The organism is Pseudomonas sp. GW822-FHT01E03, from assembly GCF_058802985.1.
On sequence record NZ_JBXAOQ010000005.1, the window covers coordinates 83,727 to 97,463 of the forward strand.

10 protein-coding genes and 1 pseudogene are annotated in these 13,737 nt (G+C 61.6%); 5 read left to right on the forward strand and 6 right to left on the reverse strand.

The genetic code is table 11. The features are described from left to right. Nucleotides 1-101: 101 nt before the first annotated feature. The 4 genes and pseudogenes from relB to AC1RP7_RS11690 form a co-directional block, all read left to right on the forward strand. Nucleotides 102-290, forward strand: a pseudogene (relB, locus tag AC1RP7_RS11675) (type II toxin-antitoxin system RelB family antitoxin); the annotation flags it as partial. Nucleotides 291-345: 55 nt separating this feature from the next. Continuing rightward, nucleotides 346-795, forward strand: a complete 450-nt coding sequence (locus tag AC1RP7_RS11680) for a hypothetical protein (RefSeq protein WP_493180688.1) — start codon at nt 346-348, stop codon at nt 793-795. A gap of 206 nt (nt 796-1,001) precedes the next feature. Further along, nucleotides 1,002-1,538, forward strand: coding sequence for a glyoxalase superfamily protein (locus AC1RP7_RS11685; RefSeq protein ID WP_349735369.1), 537 nt, complete (start codon nt 1,002-1,004; stop codon nt 1,536-1,538). Nucleotides 1,539-1,604: 66 nt separating this feature from the next. Continuing rightward, entirely contained in the window at nt 1,605-2,120 is a 516-nt protein-coding gene (locus AC1RP7_RS11690; protein WP_340316049.1) for a PaaI family thioesterase, read from the forward strand. A gap of 113 nt (nt 2,121-2,233) precedes the next feature. Here the strand turns inward: AC1RP7_RS11690 and AC1RP7_RS11695 are convergent, their stop codons facing one another. From AC1RP7_RS11695 to pvdM, 5 genes are all read right to left on the reverse strand, one after another. After that, a complete protein-coding gene (locus AC1RP7_RS11695) occupies nt 2,234-4,651 on the reverse strand; it encodes a TonB-dependent siderophore receptor (protein ID WP_154861479.1) in 2,418 nt (805 codons plus the stop codon). Between the two features lie 126 nt (nt 4,652-4,777). After that, a complete protein-coding gene (locus AC1RP7_RS11700) occupies nt 4,778-6,427 on the reverse strand; it encodes a cyclic peptide export ABC transporter (protein WP_493180689.1) in 1,650 nt (549 codons plus the stop codon). Between the two features lie 195 nt (nt 6,428-6,622). Next, a complete protein-coding gene (gene pvdO / locus AC1RP7_RS11705; protein ID WP_057713945.1) occupies nt 6,623-7,510 on the reverse strand; it encodes a dihydropyoverdine dehydrogenase in 888 nt (295 codons plus the stop codon). A 29-nt stretch (nt 7,511-7,539) separates the two neighbouring features. Beyond that, on the reverse strand, nt 7,540-8,820 hold the full coding sequence (pvdN, locus tag AC1RP7_RS11710; protein WP_489338971.1) for a pyoverdine-tailoring periplasmic protein PvdN: 1,281 nt from the start codon (nt 8,818-8,820) through the stop codon (nt 7,540-7,542). A gap of 30 nt (nt 8,821-8,850) precedes the next feature. After that, nucleotides 8,851-10,200, reverse strand: a complete 1,350-nt coding sequence (gene pvdM, locus AC1RP7_RS11715) for a pyoverdine-tailoring dipeptidase-like protein PvdM (protein WP_493180690.1) — start codon at nt 10,198-10,200, stop codon at nt 8,851-8,853. A gap of 252 nt (nt 10,201-10,452) precedes the next feature. On the opposite strand from pvdM, the gene pvdP reads away from it, so the two are divergent. Next, entirely contained in the window at nt 10,453-12,072 is a 1,620-nt protein-coding gene (gene pvdP / locus AC1RP7_RS11720; RefSeq protein WP_349735379.1) for a pyoverdine maturation tyrosinase PvdP, read from the forward strand. Nucleotides 12,073-12,336: 264 nt separating this feature from the next. Here the strand turns inward: pvdP and AC1RP7_RS11725 are convergent, their stop codons facing one another. Continuing rightward, complete coding sequence (locus AC1RP7_RS11725) at nt 12,337-13,731, reverse strand: efflux transporter outer membrane subunit (RefSeq protein ID WP_493180691.1); 1,395 nt, start codon at nt 13,729-13,731, stop codon at nt 12,337-12,339. Between the last annotated feature and the right edge of the window lie 6 nt (nt 13,732-13,737).

Sequence of the window (13,737 nt, forward strand, 5' to 3'; positions counted from 1 at the left end):
CCGTCGGAAGCCCGGTGTTTACGATCTAACGCGCAATGAACAGTTGCTCCGGCAAATGACACTTCACCTTGCCTGCGACGACGGCGATCCAGGAGGTCAATGTGAGCACCGAGCTTTCCACCACCACACCAAAGATTGAGACTGACGAACATGCCGCCAGCTATGACTGCTGGTTCCGCTCCAAGGTGCAGGCTTCGCTTAAAAGCCCGTACCCGAACGTCCCGCATGATCAGGTAATGGTTGATATGCGAGCTCTTCTCGAATCAAAGTCTAATGGACGCGGTAGCGGACCACGCAGAATCAAGCCCATCGGCCTTCTGAAAAAAAACCAAGGACGACTCATTGATGGAACGTAAAAAAAACCTCATCAGTTGCCTGATATTCCCTATCGCCCCTGTGGCCGTCATTTTCCTGACCTCCGCCCTGTGCAGGGAAATCTGGACAGAAAACTTCTACACACCCGGTGAGGACGGTGGAGAAGTCGAGCCCGCGCTGGCTCTCTTTATCATTCCGCTCCTGCTGGTCATTGCGGCATTTTTGTTTGCGGGCCTGACAGCGTTGACTCGATGGGTGGCGCGGCGTTTTGAACCCGGGGCCTGGTGGCGGTGGTTGATGGCGATTCCACGCGTCGTCCTGGCAGCCATTGCGTTGTTTCTGTTTCTGCTTTCGACCGGTTTCCTGATGGGAGATGTGCTCGGTCCTTTCAGATATTGGCAGGTGGCTTGCGCATGGGCAGCCAGCGCGGTGACCGTCGGGGCATTTGTGGTTCAGCAACTTTCACGTCTAAAGGAGTAGTCCTCAGGCCTCGGACAGGGTTCTGCCGAGCCATCTTCCGCATTCCGTATCGGCTATGTATTATCGACCTCGGCCCGATGCTGCCCGCCGCTCGCTCCCGTTGGGAAAGGTGAAAGCGTCTCCTCCTTCTACAAACCCTGTCGCCTCTCTTGACGGTCGAGGTTTGGCAACGCGAGCACCAAAGCATCTCGGCTACAGGAGCAGTCATGTTTTCAATCGAGCAAGCCAAGCAAATGGCCAGACAGTTGCGCGCCTCGCTGGAGGAACGCAATCAAGTGGTGACCCATTCCACTGCGCTGGAACTGGTCGCCCAGCAACTGGGCTACAAGGACTGGAACACCGCGTCAGCGATGCTTGCCCAGGCAAACACCCCGTCCAGGCCTGCTGCAACGTTCGACAAACCCATTCCAATCTTGCGGATGTTCGACGAAGCCAAGGCGCGTGAGTTCTATCTGGATTTCCTGGGCTTTAGCGTCGAGTTCGAGCATCGTTTCGAGGCGGATTTGCCGCTGTACCTGGGCATCAGTCGCGACGGGTTGCAACTGCACCTTTCCGAGCACCACGGCGATGCCAGCCCGGGCTCGACGGTGTTCGTGCCCATGCACAACATCGAACTGCTCAGGGACGAATTGCAGGGCAAGCGCTACGGATACGGACGCCCGGATATTGTTCAGCAGGGCTGGGGCAAGGAGCTGCAAGTCTACGACCCGTTCGGCAACCGGATTCGCTTCTGCCAGTATTGATCAGACGGTGCGGACCAGGGCGACCCGGTCCGTTTTGAACCACCCGGTATTAAGGATGGACACGGTATGACCACGCAGGACATTTCGCTTCAAGACATCGCCGCGCCTGAAGGCGTTTGTTATGGCTGCGGCAGCCAAAACCCGCACGGGCTGCACATCAAGAGCTTCTGGCATGAAGACGGCGTGCATGTCATGGCGCAGCACATGCCGGATGACAAGTATTGCGGCTGGCCGGGTCTGGTTTACGGCGGTTTGATTGCGATGCTGGTCGATTGCCACTCCAACTGGGCAGCGATGGCATATCACTACCGGGCAGAACAGCGCGAGGTGGGCAGCTTGCCCCACATCACCTGCGTCACCGGTAACCTGGGAATCAAGTACATCAAGCCCACCCCGATGGGTGTCCCCCTGACACTGCGTGCAAAAGTCGAGGGCGAGGTCGGGCGTAAAAGTCGGGTTATTTGCGAGGTCTTCGCCGGGGATGTCCTGACCGCTGTCGGGGACTCCACGTTTGTCCGTGTCGATACCGAGCAACTCAGGGCCGCTGCGCAAGCAGAAAACGGCACCGGGCCACTAATGTAGGAGCGAGCTCGCTCGCGATGGACTCACAGGCGCAGCGTTCAACCAGTAAACACGCGTAATCGTTAACGACCATCGCGAGCAAGCTCGCTCCTACAGGTGGAGGCAGTCAGCCATCAGTACTGCGCGCGCAGGCTCAGGGTCAGGGTGCGCGGGTCGCCGTAGAAGTTGGTGCCCCAGGAGGCATCGACGCGGTCGTAGTACTTGCGGTCGAACAGGTTGTTGGCGGTCAGTGTCGACGACAGGTGTTCGTTGAACTTGTAGCCGACTTGCGCCGAGGTAACAGCATAGCCGCCTTGATGGAACTTCACGTCACGCTGGTAGTAGGTGTCGCTGACCACACGCACGCCACCGCCGACGCTGAAGTCCTTGAGCGGGCCGTCGGTGAACTCGTACTTGGTCCACAGGTTGAAGTTGTGCTTGGGCGTGATGGTGCTGAAGGTCTTGCCTTTGTTGGCCTGGTCGCCGTCCAGGAACTTGGTGGAGGTGTAGGCGTAACCGGTGACGATGCTCCAGTTGTCGGTCAGGTTGCCGCTCAGCTCGGTTTCCCAACCCTCGCTGCGTGCCTTGCCTTCGGTCATGTAGGCACCGGAGGTGTTGTCGTATTCGGCGCGGTTTTCATCGTAGATGCGAAAGGCGGCGATGCTGGCGTTCAGGCGACCGTCGTAGAATTCGCGCTTGAGGCCGATTTCGTATTGCTTGCCTTCGCGCGGGCCGACCGGCTCGCCGTTTGTGCCGATTTCGCTTTGCGGTTTGAACACGCCGGTGTAGCTGAAGTAGGTCGACAGTTCTGGGGTGATCTTGCCGATGATGGCGCCGTACGGCACGACCTTGCGGTTGATGCTGGTGTGGGCTTCGCCGAAGTTGTTGAAGAAGGCGTTGGCGTTCTTCGCATCGCTTTCGTACCAGGTCACGCGGCTGCCGCCGATGACATCGAGCCAGTCGGTGACGTTGAACTTGGCGCGGGTGTAGACGCCGTACTGATCGGACTTGGACCAGTTGCCGTTGACGTGCGCATAGTCATTGCGGGGAATGTCGATGCTGCCCGGATTCCACACGTTGATCGGGAAGTACTCGCCGCCGCCGTAGGTGAAATCCTTGTCCAGGTGCTGGTACTCGGCACCCACGGTGAACTCGTGTCGGCGATCGGCGAACTCGAACGGCGTGGTGACAAAGCTGTCGACGCCGACGGTCTTGATGTGGGTGTAGTAGTCGTAGGCCACGGCCCAGCTGTCACCGGTGGCCGGGTCGACCGCGCCGTCGGCCCAGGTGAAGTTACGCTCCGGGGTTTCGGCATCGCGGTAGGTCAGGGTGGTCTTGAACTGACCGCCGTTGTCCAGTTCGTGGTCGAGCTCGGCGAAGGATTCCCAGACTTTTTCGTTGAGGGTGTTCCACTTGGCATCGACGAAGGTCGAGCGCGGCACGTCGAGCAATGAGCCGTCGGCGTAGGCCGGCAGGCCGAAGGCCGGGGTGGAGTTGTTCTTCTGGTAAGCGCCGCCGATCGACAGGGTGGTGGCCGGGTCGAGGTCGAATTCCAGGCGACCGTAGACCATCGGGCGTTCGTTCTGCGCGTAGTCGACGAAAGACTGGTTGTTCTCGTAGGCGGTGATGAAACGACCGCGCACGGTGCCCTGTTCGTTCAACGGGCCGGTGACATCCACCGAAGAACGGTAGCGATCGTAAGAGCCGGCAGCCAGCTCGCCACCGAGGGCGAATTTGCTCAGGGCGCGCTTGCGCACCACGTTGATGGTACCGCCGGGTTCGCCCGCGCCCTGGTACAGGCCCGACGGGCCGCGCAGCACTTCGATGCGGTCGTACATCGCCAGGTCGAAACTGGTGGCCATGTCGCCCTGGCCGGTGGGCTGCGAGACGCCGTCGACCTGCACCTGGTCGACGAGGAAGCCACGCATGTAGACGTCATTGAGGCTGGAGCCGGAGTTGTAGGTCTTGATGGTCACGCCGGTGACCTGACGCATGGCGTCCTGCAGGCTGTTCAGGTTCTGGTCGTCCATGCGCTGGCGCGTGACGACGGACACCGACTGCGGGATGTCCTTGAGCTTTATGTTGCCTTTGCCGATGGTGACTTCATTGGTGGTGTAGGAGTGCGAGCCTTCGGTGGTTGGCCCCAGCGCCACGCCGGTGATGGACGTCGCACCCAGTTGCAATGCACTGGAGTCACCGGCCGATGGCACCAGCGACACGGTGTTGCCATTCAACTGAAAATTGATGCCGCTCCCCAGCAGCAAGGTTTTCAGTGCCTGTTCCGGTTCCATGTTGCCGGACACCGCCGTGGACTTGATGCCGTTGACCATGTCCTGGCTGTAGAGAATCTGCAGGTTGGTCTGCTGGCCCAGTTGGCGCAATGCACTGGCCAGGGACTGAGCCGGTACATTGACGTTCACCGGGGCTGCCTCGACCTGGGACGTACCCAGCAGCAACAGGGTCAGCAGCGCGCCCGGCACGACCGTTCGGAATTTCTTTTGCCGTTCGATGGCTAACGCCAAGGGTGCGCGGGACAGAGTAAGGCTTTGCATTGCTCGAATCGCTCCAGAATGGTGTGTGCAGTTTTTTAGTTAATGATAATTATTATTAGACGGACCACTTTGGCTAAACCGGAAAACAAACTTCAAAAAACAAGGATTTGCGTGCGGCCACGGCGCTTAGGCGGTTGCGCGCTCGGTGACGACCCGGCCCGATTCCATGCGCACCAGTTGATCGGCCATATCGAAATAACGGTCGTCGTGGGAGATGACGATGATGGTTTTGCCCAGGCGTTTGAGGTCCGGCAGCAGCTCGGTGTAGAAGATGCGGCGGAAGGTCGGGTCCTGGTCGGCGGCCCATTCGTCGAACACCAGCACCGGGCGTTCTTCCAGCCAGGCATTGACCAGCGCCAGGCGCTTGCGCTGGCCGGTGGACAGGTCGGTGGTGGTGAAGCTGCCGTCCCTGACGCTGACCTTGTGCGCGATCTCCAGCCGTTGCAGGTAGGCGTTGGCATCTTCGGGGATGTGCTGGTCGCCCTGGACCACGTCATCGAACAGGTAGTAATCGGCAAAAATCGTGGTGAACAATTGGCGATAGTCGTCGCGATTGTGCGCATCGATGCCCTGGCCGTTGAGCTGGATCGAACCCTGTTGCGGCGCGTAGAGGCCCAGCAGCAACTTGATCAGGGTGGTCTTGCCGCAGCCGTTTTCGCCGACGATGAAAATGATGTCGCCTTGCTCGATGGTCAGGTTCACCGGGCCCAGGCGAAACGCGTCACTGCCCGGTGCGGCGGGGAAGGCGTAGCTGACATTGTTCAGTTGCAGGCGGTCGAGCACGGTTGGCCGGATGCCGTTGTCGTTGAGCAGCAGGTGCGGCTCGGGCGAGGAAAACTGGCTGGACAGCTCGGCGATGCGGCGGAAGGCAATCCGCGCCCGGCTCACGATCGGCAAGGTGCTGACCAGATGCTCGATCGGGCCTTTCATGTACAGCAGCACCAGCACGAAACCGCTCATCACCGCTTGGTCGGCGCTCGGCCAGAACGATTGCAGCGCCAGCGCCAGGCCGATGACCACGAAGAACAGCATCGAGCCCAGCGTCTTGGCGATCACGAAGGTGTTGATCGAACGCACCTGGGTGTTACAGATGAAATCGGCGGTGCCCTGGATGCCCTTGACGAACATGCGCTGGCGGCGCGGGCGGTGGATGCGCAATTCCTTGGCACCGCCGGCAATGGCGTTGTAGTGCTTTTGCAAATCGTCTTCGGCATCGCGGGCGGCCATGAAACCCTGGATGCCCTTGCCCTGCGCATAGAACTGGATGGCGGTGCCGATGGCAATTGCCAGCACCATCATCAGGAACATCGGCCACGACAACATCGCCAGGTAACCCATGCAGCCAAGGGTCACGGTCAGGGAAATCGCCAGCGGCGCGAAGGCGAAGGCGAAGTCGCTGATGGTGTCGACGTCGTGGGTCAGCACTGGGATCAGCCGGTGGCTGCGGTAGCGCTCGATCTGCTCGATGGGGGCCGAAAGGACTTTCTCCCCCAGCGTTTTGCGCAGCCTGGCAATGATGTGCTGGCCAACATAGTTGGTGCCGATGTCGGAGCAGATCGAACTACCCAGAGCCAGCAGGCACAGGCCGCCGAACAGCGCGACCACGCCTTGGGTCAGGCCGTGCGGCGAATGCAGCGCGTTGTTGATGGTGGCCAGCAACACCGTCACGCTCAGGCCACCCACCATGCCCAGGAAAATGGACGCGGCGACGATCAGTCGAAACGGTTTCAACAGGGCCAGTAATTCGCCGATGGCGCCTCGGGTAGGCTGGGTCATGGCAGACAGTTCCTTGGGTCGTAAGGCAGATACCCAGTAGAACGTCTGGTGAAGGGCTTAATTTAAACGGTAGGAGACAGGTGGTGCCAAACCTGTGGGAGCGGGCTTGCTCGCGAAAGCGGTGGATCAGAAAAGTTGATGTTGGCTGACACGACGCCTTCGCGAGCAAGCCCGCTCCCACAAGGGCAAGGGGGGTCAGAGAGTGCGTACTACACGAAATCCAATCCAGTCGCCACGGGTTTGCGGGTCGATGTCATTGCGGTTGCCCGAGCGGGAAAACACCGGTGCTTCGCCCCAGTCGTTGCCACGGATGCGCAGGGTGTCGCAGTTCGGTTCGGTCCAGGCGCTGCCATCGGTAGGAGCGCCGACGTAGTCCGGGTGGTAGCAGTCGGCGATCCACTCGTAGACGTTACCGTGCATGTCGTACATGCCGAAGGCGTTGGGCGGGTAGCTGCCGACCGGCGAACTGTAGCTGTAGCCATCGGTGGGGCCGTAGGTGTTGGCGTGGGTGGCGATGCTGTACTCGGTGCCGGGGTCGAACGGGAAGGGGAAGGGGCCCGTTGCCCCTGCGCGGGCGGCGTATTCGCGCTGGGCCTCGCTGACGATGTGGTAGTGCTGGCCGGTCTTCATCGACAGCCAGGCGACGTAGGCACTGACCTCGGCGAAGTTCATGCACACCGCCGGCTGGCGCGGGCTCTGTGGATAACGTGGCTTGCTGTTGATGCACTCGCGGCCGGGGCGGGTGTCGCCATCGGGCAGGGTGATTCCGGTTTCCTTGAGGTACTGGTCCCATTCGCCAGCGGTGATCTGGTAGCGGCTCATGGCGAACGGCTTGTCGAACGTCACCTCATGCATCGGGCCTTCATCAGGCTCACGGCCGACTTCGTCTTCCGGGGTGCCCATGGTGAACGTGCCGGCGGGCAGCACGACCATTTCCGGGCAGTTACGGCAATCCTTGAAGACCTTGCCCGGAAGCGGCGCCGTATACGCCTGGGCGAGGCCGGGCATGGCACTGCCGAGCAATGCCAGCAGCATCAGGGCGCCCAGGCCTTTGGAACGCCCCCTGTTCAGGATGTTTTTCATAAGGGTTCTCGCTAAAGGGAATCGGCGGTTCAGAGCTTGCTGGCCATCAGTTCCATCAACTTGTCGATGTGCGCTTGGGTATTGAGCAGCCCCGGCGACACACGAATGATCGGCCCGACATCACGGTCCACGGCGTCACACACCACGCGCTGATCCATCAGGAAGTTGGCGACTTCGTCGCAGTCCTGGTTCTTGATGCGGAAGAAGGTGAAACCGGCGGAATACTCCGGCGACAGCGGCGTGACCAGCTCCACCGACGGGTGTGCCTGCAAGCGTTTCTTCAGGTAGCTGTTGATGTCGTGAATGCGCGTCGCGACCTCGGCCTTTCCCAGCTCCAGGTGCAATTTGAAAGCTTCGGTCAGTGCCCAGCGGTGTTCGAACGAGTGGTAGCCGCCGTAGGTCATCACGGTGGAAAACTGGGTGGCCTCAGAGAATGTCGGGATGGTCGGGGTCACGTCCTTGAGCTCGTCGGAGCGGGCGCAGATGATCCCGGTGCCCCGTGGGCCGAACATCCATTTGTGGGTGCCGGCAATGAAGAAGTCGCAGTGCATGTCCGGGAAGTCGACGTTCTCCACGCCGAAGCCGTGTACGCCATCGATCACGTAGAGGATGCGGTCCTTGTCGGCGCGGCCCCGGTTTTTCTCCTCCACCAGTTTGCCGATCTCGCCGATGGGCAGCTTCACGCCGCTGCCGGAATGCACCCAGGTCATGCCCAGTACACGGGTTTCGGGGCGAATGTTGCGTTCAATCGCGGCCAGCACTTCGGCGGTCGAGACCTTGTACGGGTCTTCGAACAATTTGATCTTGCGAACCTGGGTGCCGTCCTTTTGGGTGCGGTATTCGAACACACTGTTGGCGGCGTAGTGCTCGTGTTCGCTGGTGAGGATCTCCTGGTCCGGGCGCACATGGATACCGGCGTAGATCATCGCCAGGCCTTCGGTGGTGCTGCCGGTCAGGGCGATCTGCGACGGCTTGGCCTTCAAGTAACGACCGGCCCACACGCGCACCTCTTCTTCGCGGCGTTCGGTTTCGCCGCGATGCCAGTCCATGGCCAGGCCCGGGTTGCGATCGAGATTGGCGCGATGCATCTCGATGGCTTCACGCACAGGCAGAGGGTGCGAGGTCACCAGGAAGTTGGCGAAGTGCAGGTAGTTCGGGTCCTGGGTGAACAGTTGGCGCAACTGGTCCCATTTGTCCTTGGGCAACGGCGCGGGGCTGGCGGCCCGTGCTGGCAGGCTCACGGCGGAGGCCAGGGGAATGCCGGCCGCCAGAATGCCGGCCTGCTTGAGGAATGAACGACGGTTGGTCATGGATTCGGTTCGCTTTGGCAAAAGGAAAAATCAGTTTTTTACGACAGGCCGGGAAGACTTCTGCACCTGGTCCCAGACCCGCAGGAAGTTGCCGCCCCAGAGCTTGGCGATGTCGGCGTCGCTGTAGCCGCGGCTGATCAGTTCGGCGGTCACGTTGCGGGCCTCGCTGACGTCTTTCCAACCGTCCAGGCCTCCGCCGTCGTTGAAGTCGGAACTGATGCCGACATGGTCGATGCCGATTTTTTTCACGGCGTAGTCGATAGCGTCGCCGTAATCCTTGAGGGTGGCCTTGGGTTCTTCGTCGAGGATCGAATAGAGCTGGCTGGCGTACTCGCCGAAACGCTGCTCGGGCCAGACGGTGATCACCGGGTCGCCGGGCATCAATGCCATCTCCAGGCCTTGCAGCGGTTGCAGGTCGAAACGGGCGCGCAGGGCGTTGAGTTTGTCCTGGGTGGCCTGGCTCAGCGGGCGGATATAGGTGGGGAAGCCGACGATCTGCACTACGCCGCCGCTGTGCTTGATCAATTGCATTTCCGTGTCACTGAGGTTACGCGGGATGTCCACCAGGGCGCGCGGTGCCGAGTGGGAGGCGACCATCGGCGTGCGGCTCAGTTGCGCCACTTGCTCCAGGGCCTTGGTCGACATCTGCGACACATCGATGATCACGCCCAGGTCGTTGAGGCGATGCACCGCTTGCTTGCCGATGTCCGACAGCCCGCCCAAGGCATCCCGGGAATCGTTGAAGAACGGCAGCGGCCGCGACGAATCGGCCCAGGCGTTGTTGCCCACGTAGCTGAAGCCGAACATGCGCATGCCGCGCGCAGCCCACTTGTCCAGGGCATTGAGGTCATTGCCCAGCGGATAGGCGTTGAGCATGCTGATGAACACCGCGAACTTGCCTTCGCCGTGCAGGCGGCGCAAGTCGTCGGGGGTGTAGGCGATGGCCACTTGATTGGGGAAGTCACGCACCATCGCGCTGATGATCTTGTAGCGGGTTTCCTGCTCAAAGCGGGCTTCGTCGACGAAGCCGGCGGTAGGGCGATGGGGCGCGTTGGGACCGTTCCAGATTTCCGGCCAGCCGAAAATCGTCAGCGCCGCCCCGGACAGACGCCCGCGACCGGTCTTGACCAGGTCGAACTGGCCTTCACCGTCCTTGTCGACTTCGTTGCCGACGGTGCCGAAATCCATGGGCACGGTGATGTGGCTGTCGAACGAGAGGATGCGTTCCTGCAGTTGCTCGGCCTGTTTCATCACCTTGACCGGGTAGCCGGGGTTGTCCCTGAACCAGTGATCCCAGGCCGCGAAGCCTGCACCCGCGCTGATCGCCAGGGCCAGCGGCAGGCCGATGAAAAGAGCCTTTTTCGAACGTAATTTTGTCATTGCCGTCTCAGTCAGGTTCGCCGCCCCGGATCAGGCGCAGGGGCCTTTGCTATCTGGGGGGAACGAGTGGCTGACCGGAAAATTTAGCGCGGCTGATGGCCTCATCGCGAGCAAGCTCGCTCTCACAGGGATCTTCAGTGCGACATAGATCCAATGTGGGAGCGAGCTTGCTCGCGATGCTCTTAAATTCTGCGGGGCAACAATCGTTCTAGCTTGGATAAAGCCTGCTCCATGGCTGACACAGGTAGGGCAATGACGATTTCTCGACGATGGTTCCTCGCGGGTCTGGCGCTGACCGGTGCCGCCGTGCCGGCGGTGTATTACGGGCATCGCGAACTGACCAGGCCGGATCCGACGATCACCCCTGGCGAAGCTTCGTTCGAGGTGGCGGATGTTGCCGGCCAACGCTTGGCGGATACCTTGCGCGGGGTCTGGCAGATTCGTTTCGAAGGTCGTGACGCCGGTATCGAAGGCTTGCCCCTCGAAGGCCTGGAAGTATTCCTCGACATCGGCCACAAGGGGCGCGGTGTCAGTGGTTATCTCGACACCGCCGAGCGTTTGCGCTCTACCGAAGCGCCCCGTTACCGAGTGCTCGGCGATTTGTCCGGGGCCAACCCGAAGCAGCTGGCCTGGCGACTGCTGGGCGCCAGCGGCTGTTGCGAATACGAATTCGAGATGACTCTGGACGAGGTCTGGGCCGGTTTCGGTAATGCTGGCAGCGGCAGTCTCAGTGGACGTGTGCTGGACCTGAATCGGCCACTGATGCTGACCGCCCAGGACAATCGCTTCATCGCCGTCAAACGGGTGTTCCCTGAAGCTCGCGAGCGCGCCGGCCTCAATCCGACCCTGCTCGCCTGGCTGGTATCGCCGGAGCACCGGTTGTTCCACCAGCTCTGGCATGCCTCCCGGGACAAGTGGCACAAGCTGTCCGAAGACCAGCGCGGCGCCTTGCGCGGGCTCGGCTGGCAACCCGGACCGCGGGACCAGGAGCGCGATGCCCGAGGTGTGCGCAAGGATCGCAACGGTTCTGGCGTGGACTTTTTCTTCATGCACCGGCACATGCTCGGCACCGCGCGTTCGATGCAGGACCTGCCGTCCTGGACGCACTTCCCGTTGCCGCAACCGGAGCTGGCGCGGGACCGGCTCGGCTTTGCGCGTTACTTCGACAATCACGACGGCACCGCGCTGCCGCCGACCTGGCTGGCCGAGGACGATGACGAGTACACGCAATGGGTCAGCGACATCAAGACCGGCGAGACGTATCACAGCAATTTCCAGGTCTGGGAATCCCGCTACCGCGATCCGCGTTACCTGTCGACGCTGACCCTCGGCCAGTTCGGCTCGGAGGTCGAACTGGGCCTGCACGACTGGCTGCACATGCGCTGGGCTTCGGTGCCGCGTGATCCGTCCAACGGTCAGCCGGTGCCGTTCGCCCGGGATCCGGCGGACTTTTCCGCACGCTGGTTTGCACCGGAAAACGATTTTCTCGGCGACCCGTTTTCTTCCCATGTCAGCCCGGTGTTCTGGCATTTCCATGGCTGGATCGACGATCGCCTGGAAGACTGGTTTCGCGCCCACGAGCGTTTTCATCCGGGGCAGGTCAGTCGGCTGCAGGTCAACGGCGTGCAATGGTTCGCGCCGGGACGCTGGGTCGAGATCGACGACCCGTGGCTCGGCCCGAGCACCCACGGTTGCAGCACCACACCGGGGTTGCAGGCCGGCAAGTCAGTGGAAATGGACCCGGAAACCATGAAGCTGGCGTTGCGCATTACCTTTGGCGAGGACGAGACGAAACTGAAGGATTTGTTCCGCAAAGTGCCCCAGCGGCCGTGGTATGCGCGCAATCTGAAGGCTAAACAAAGCCAGGCTTGATACCGCGTTATCGTTCAATCGCGAGCAAGCTCGCTCCCACATTTGAACCTGGTCGTACACAGACTTTGTGTTCACTGACGATCCACTGTGGGAGCGAGCTTGCTCGCGAAGGCGTCCTGTCAGGCAATGTTGATGTTGGATGTGCCGGCCCCTTCGCGGGCAAGCCCGCTCCCACAGGGTTTTGTATTTGCCGCATGATCCGGGCACGACGCATAACCTGTGGGAGCGAGCTTGCTCGCGATGGCGTCCTGACAGGCCCAGCAACTACAAGACTTGCCACCCACCCCCAAGCGCCTTGTACAGGGCAATACTCGCCTGCATCCGCGACAACCGCAGCTGCACGTTCAAATCCTGCGCCGCGTACAAGGTGCGCTGGGTCTCCAGCACCGTCAGCAAATCCTCGGCCCCGGCCTGATAACGGCTTTGCGCGATATTGAAGGCGGTCTGCGCCTGGCTCAGTTCTTCACTCTGCCACCCGCGCTGCTCATCCAGCCCGCGAATGCTGTTGAGGGCTTTTTCGACGTCGGCGAAGCCGTTGATGATCGCGCCGCGATAGGTTTCCAGCAGTTCTTGCTGACGCGACGTGGCCTTGTCGCGCTGGGCGCCGAGGCGGCCGTTGTTGAACACCGGCGCAAGCAGCCCGGCGGTGAGGTTGTAGAAGGGGCTGCGCAGGATGTCGTCGGCCCGGTCGGCACCGGAGCCGATTTCGGCGGTGAGGGTCACGGTCGGCAGCATCGCGGCCCGGGCGACGGTGACGTCGGCCTGGGCCGCGGCCAGTTGCGCCTCGGCCCGGGCAATGTCCGGACGGCGGCTGAGCAACTGGCTGGGTATCCCGGCGTCAATCGCAGGCCAGGTCAGTTGATCAAAGCGTTCCTGACCCAGCGACAGCGCCTGAACCGGGCGGCCGAGCAGAGCGGCGAGGCTGATCCGTGCATCCTCGGCCTGTTGCTGCACCAGCGGCAGCTGGCGTTGCTGCGCCGCCACCAGGCTTTTTTGCTGTGCCAGTTCCAGGGCTGTGGCCGAACCCGAATCGAAACGGGTCTGCACCAGTTTCAACACGCTTTGGGCATTGGCCAGATTCAACTCGGCGATGCGGCTCTGCTCCTGCAACGACAAGGCTTGCGCGTAACCGTTGGCCACACCGCTGAGCAACGTCAGTTCCACGGTGGCCTGATCGAACTCGCTGGCTTTGAGACTGAATTGCGCGCTGTCGCGGCTGGCCCGCTGGCCACCCCAGAAATCGATTTCGTAGCTGGCAACCAGGTTCGCCGTGAAGTAGTCGACGGCGTCGTTATCGCTGTCGGCATCGAGCTGACTGTAGCCGTTGCCGCGCAGCAATTTCTGGCGGTTGGCGTTGACCCCTGCCTTGACTTCGGGCAGTTGCGAGCCGCCGGCAATCACCGTGTCGGCCTGGGCCTGGCGCACTCTGGCGATGGCCGTGGCCAGGTCGTAACTGCCAAGCCGCGCCTGTTCGATCAGGCGACCCAGTTGCGGGCTACCGAAGCGGTTCCACCATTGCTGGTTGTCATGGACAGCGCCTGCGGTGTGCGGCGATTGCCAGGTAGCCGGCGGCTGGACGCCGCTGTCGGGGCGCTGTGGCGGGGTGCTGCAGGCGCCGAGCAACAGGCACAGGGTTAACACACTGAGTGGCGGCTTCATCAATCG